Here is a 3839-nt window from a genome sequence, read left to right as displayed (position 1 = left end):
GAGGTGGACGGGCTGCGGGAGGTGGCGGCGTCATTCGTGGTGCCCAGTCCGGCCGGAGTGGCCGTCCGGGACCGTTTGCGGGTGTCGGATGCGGACGCGGCGGTGCTCACCGAGGTCGGGGTGTTCTTGGGGTCGCTGGCAGCTGGTGATCTCGCGGAGCGGTCCCGGCAGGGGCTGGGTCATGATGCGGCCTCGTGGGCGGTGCGCAAAAGATCGCTGACGGGGAGGTCGTCGGCGCGCTGGGCAGGCAGTATCACCAAGGCCAGCCATGATCAGTGGGCGCTGGCCAGGCGTGGGCAGGCCGCCCACATGGCCTGGCTGCGAGGGCAGATCACGTCCATCGAGGCGCGGCTGGCCCGGCCGCTGGGCGCCAAGGGGGACAGGCGGGAAGGGCTGGTGCGCGGTTATGGGAGCCGGGCGGAGTGGCATGCCAAGTCTCGCCGCCTGCACGCCTTGAACGACCGGCTGGCGGTGGTGGAGGCGGACTGGGCCGCGGGCCGGGTGCGGGTGGTGCGCGGCGGCAAGCGCCTCGCGAACACCCGCCACCACCTTGCGGCGGCCGGACTGGACGAGCAGGCGTGGCGGCAGCGTTGGCAGGCGAAGCGCATGTTCCTGGCCGCCGACGGGGAGTCCGGCAAACGCTTCGGCAACGAAACGATCCGCGCCACCGACACCGGACAGCTCTCCCTCAAGCTCCCCGCTCCACTGGCTCACCTGGCCAACGCCCCGTACGGCCGCTATGTCCTTGACGCGCCGGTGGAGTTCCGGCACCGCGGGCAGGAGTGGCTGGACCGGATAACCGTGAACCGGGCGGTGGCCTACCGCATCCACTACGACCCGGCACGCGGCCGCTGGTACATCACCGCCTCCTGGCAGCGCGCCTCCGCCCCCGTCCTGCCGTTGGAGGCGGCGCTGGCGCGGGGGGTGGTGGGAGTGGACATGAACGACGACCACCTCGCCGCCTGGCACCTCGATGTACACGGCAACCCGGTCGGCGCGCCGCAGCGCTTCTTTTACGACCTCACCGGCACTGCGGCGCACCGGGACGCGCAGATCCGGCACGCGCTGAGCAGGCTGCTGCACCACGCCCGCCGCTGCGGGGCCGCCGCGATCGCCATCGAGGACCTCCACTTCAGCGACGGCACCAGCCGCGAGAAGCACGGCCGCAACAAGCGGTTCCGCCGCCTCATCTCCCGCTTCCCCACCGCGAAGCTCAAAGCCCGCCTCGTCTCGATGGCCGCCGAACAGGACATCGCCGTCGTGGCGGTCGACCCGGCCTACACCTCCCGCTGGGGTGCCCAGCACTGGCAGAAATCACTGAGCACCCCCGCTCGCAAGATTTCCCGGCACGATGCGGCGAGCATCGCGATCGGGCGACGCGCCCTCGGACATCCGATCCGGCGACGGACGACACCGCCCCCGTCCCACCAGAGTGATGGTGCGGGGCATCGGACCGCCCAGGCCCGACCGGACACCCGCAGGCGCGAGGAAACCCGCCCCCGTATCCCCGGACCACGGACACGATCCGTGTCGCCGGAGACGGAGCGAAAGCGGGCGACCAGGACATCCAGCACCGCTCGGGATGTCCGCAGCGACCAGGCATGGGTCCAAGACTCACTCCTGCTCACTGATTAGGAACGGTCTTGAGAAGTCAAGAGGTGTGGAGAACGGCGAGGGAGTCCCGCCAGGCGGGTTGGCTCAGGAGCGGCCTGAACCGGGTGAGCAGGGCGAGGAGTTCGGGGCCCCAGCACTCCCGGAACACCGGGTCCCGGCGGGCGAGGTCGAGTTCGTTGGCGGCCGTGAGCTCCGCGAAGTCCCGGCAGAGAAGGGGATCGGGGGCGTACGTCCGTCCGGTGAACCGGTCCCGGAAGAGCGGCTCCAGCAGGTGGGGGTAGGTCGCCCGGCGGTCGCAGCTCGCGTAGAAGCGCACGATCGCCTCGGCGTCCGGGCCGATCACGGAGGCGAGTTCAGTACGCCGGTCGAGCGGGAGCAGGCCGGCGGGGAAGCCGTCGGTGCCGTAGAAGGCGTGGCAGAGGCCGGCGAGCCGGAGGGCGGGACGGGCTTCCCAGAGGGCGAGTTGGATGCGGACGCGCTCGAGGTGGGCGAGCAGGGTGCCGCCGGGGTGGGGAGTACGGTCGGCGCCCAGCCGCCGTAACAGGGCTCTGGCGTCGTCTGTACTGGTCGCCTGCACGGGCACCAGACTCCTCGGCAGAAGGGATGGGTTGGGTCGGCACCCGCTCCTCCCTGGGTGTGGGAGCGGGTTGCCGCCCGGGCCCTGAGGAGATCGTCGTACGGGCACTCGCCCCAGTCAATCCTAAGTATTTGTCGCTGGATCCAAGTGTTAGCTTGGGGGTCATGACCCTCGACGACCTGCGTGTCTTCGTAGCCGTGTGCCGGGCGGGAAGCCTCAGTGCAGTGGCCCGGGAGCTGGAGTGCACCCAGTCAGCGGTGAGCCAGCATGTGAAGCGGCTGGAGCGGGAGACGGGGGTCGGTCTGTTGGAGCGGCAGCCCCGGGGAGTCGCGCCGACGCAGGCGGGGCGAGTGCTGGAGGCCGCCGCCGCGGAGGGAATCGCGGGCCTGGATCTCGCCCTGCGCCGCCTGCGCGAGATGGTCGACGGTGAGAGCGGGTCGGTCCGGGTGGCGACCGGCGCGACGACCGTACGGCACTTCATGGCGGACGCAGTCGTGGCCTTCCGGCGGCAACACCCGCGCGTCAGCCTGGAGTTCAGGACCGAGAGCTCCAGCCGGGCCTGCTTCGACGCGCTGGCCGACAGCAGTCTCGACCTGGCGTGGATCACGGTGGGCGCGCCGGTGCGGGGCATCGAGCAGCGGCCGGTGATGGAGCTGCCGTGGGTGTTGGCGGTACGGGCCGCTGACCCGCTGGCCGCACGCTCGTCCGTGGCGGCGACCGAGTTGCAGGGCCTGCGACTGATCCGGCTCCCCCCGAATTCCACCTCCGCCGCCCATCTGGACGCGGCCTGCGCGGAGTCGGGGGTGCGGTTCGCCTTCGACACCAGCGTGGCGGACTGGGACACCGCGCTGCTGCTGGCCGAACTGGGTCTGGGCCGGGCGTTGGTGCCATCCCTGCCGGGCCTCGACGTACCCGACCAGGGTGACCTACAGCTGGTTCCCGTCCCCGACCTGCGGCCCCTCTCGGTCGGCTGGGCGGTGCGGCGCTGGGACGCGCTGTCGCCGCCAGCACGGGAGTTCGCGGATACGGTGGTGGATTCCTGCCGCGTTACGGCTGCGCACGCCTGAGGCCGCCGCCTTCGGACCGTGGGTCACGGCCGCGCACACGCCGACGGCCGAACGGCGTGTGGCGTACGGAGTGTCACAGGTCTGCCCTACGCTTCATTCACCGGTAGGGGGCCGGTACGGGCCGCTGAGCGCGGCCGCAGTCTTGGTGCCGGCTACGCCCCGCGGACCGTCAAGGCCGACGCGTACACGCACGTGAAGATCGCGAGCTCGCTGTCCAAGTACTACAAGACCGGCACGATCGGCAGGCGTGGTCGGCCTTCCTGGTCGACGCCCGGAAGTGACAGGAAGCGCCGCTCGCTGACCGATCCGAGCCATTTCGCGTTGTTCTGACAGCAGTTGGGGTCACACGATGACACCCTGGGTCCGCTCCTCCACGAGGGAGGCGCGGGGAGGTGTTCGATGAGGGGTGCGGTGTGGTCCGCGGTCGTGCTCGCGGGCGCCGGTTCGGCCGGGCTGGTGACGCTCGCGGCGGTGGGCGATCTGGACACCGCCGGACAGGCGGCGAGCGTCGTCGGCGCGGTGGTCGGGCTGGCCGGTGCGGTGCTCTCGGTGCTCGCCCTGAACCGCGGTCCGGGGCGGGG

3 protein-coding genes and 1 pseudogene are annotated in these 3839 nt (G+C 71.5%); 3 read left to right on the top strand and 1 reads right to left on the bottom strand.

From position 1 onward, the window contains the following. Positions 1-3 precede the first annotated feature (3 nt). Positions 4-1635, top strand: a complete 1632-nt coding sequence (locus EHS43_RS39700; RefSeq protein ID WP_125195415.1) for an IS200/IS605 family element transposase accessory protein TnpB — start codon at positions 4-6, stop codon at positions 1633-1635. Between the two features lie 16 nt (positions 1636-1651). Here the strand turns inward: EHS43_RS39700 and EHS43_RS39695 are convergent, their stop codons facing one another. Then, positions 1652-2197: a DUF6817 domain-containing protein gene (locus EHS43_RS39695; protein WP_125195414.1), complete on the bottom strand. Its 546-nt coding sequence runs from the start codon at positions 2195-2197 to the stop codon at positions 1652-1654. 158 nt (positions 2198-2355) lie between these two features. On the opposite strand from EHS43_RS39695, the gene EHS43_RS39690 reads away from it, so the two are divergent. Both EHS43_RS39690 and EHS43_RS39685 read left to right on the top strand, forming a co-directional pair. Continuing rightward, entirely contained in the window at positions 2356-3258 is a 903-nt protein-coding gene (locus tag EHS43_RS39690) for a LysR family transcriptional regulator (RefSeq protein ID WP_125195413.1), read from the top strand. 399 nt (positions 3259-3657) lie between these two features. Next, a pseudogene (locus tag EHS43_RS39685) lies at positions 3658-3839 on the top strand (hypothetical protein); the annotation flags it as partial.

This window comes from Streptomyces sp. RP5T, assembly GCF_003933965.1.
Lineage (GTDB): Bacteria > Actinomycetota > Actinomycetes > Streptomycetales > Streptomycetaceae > Streptomyces.
Note: the sequence above shows the minus strand (reverse complement) of the source record. Positions and strands in the feature narration are given on the sequence as shown.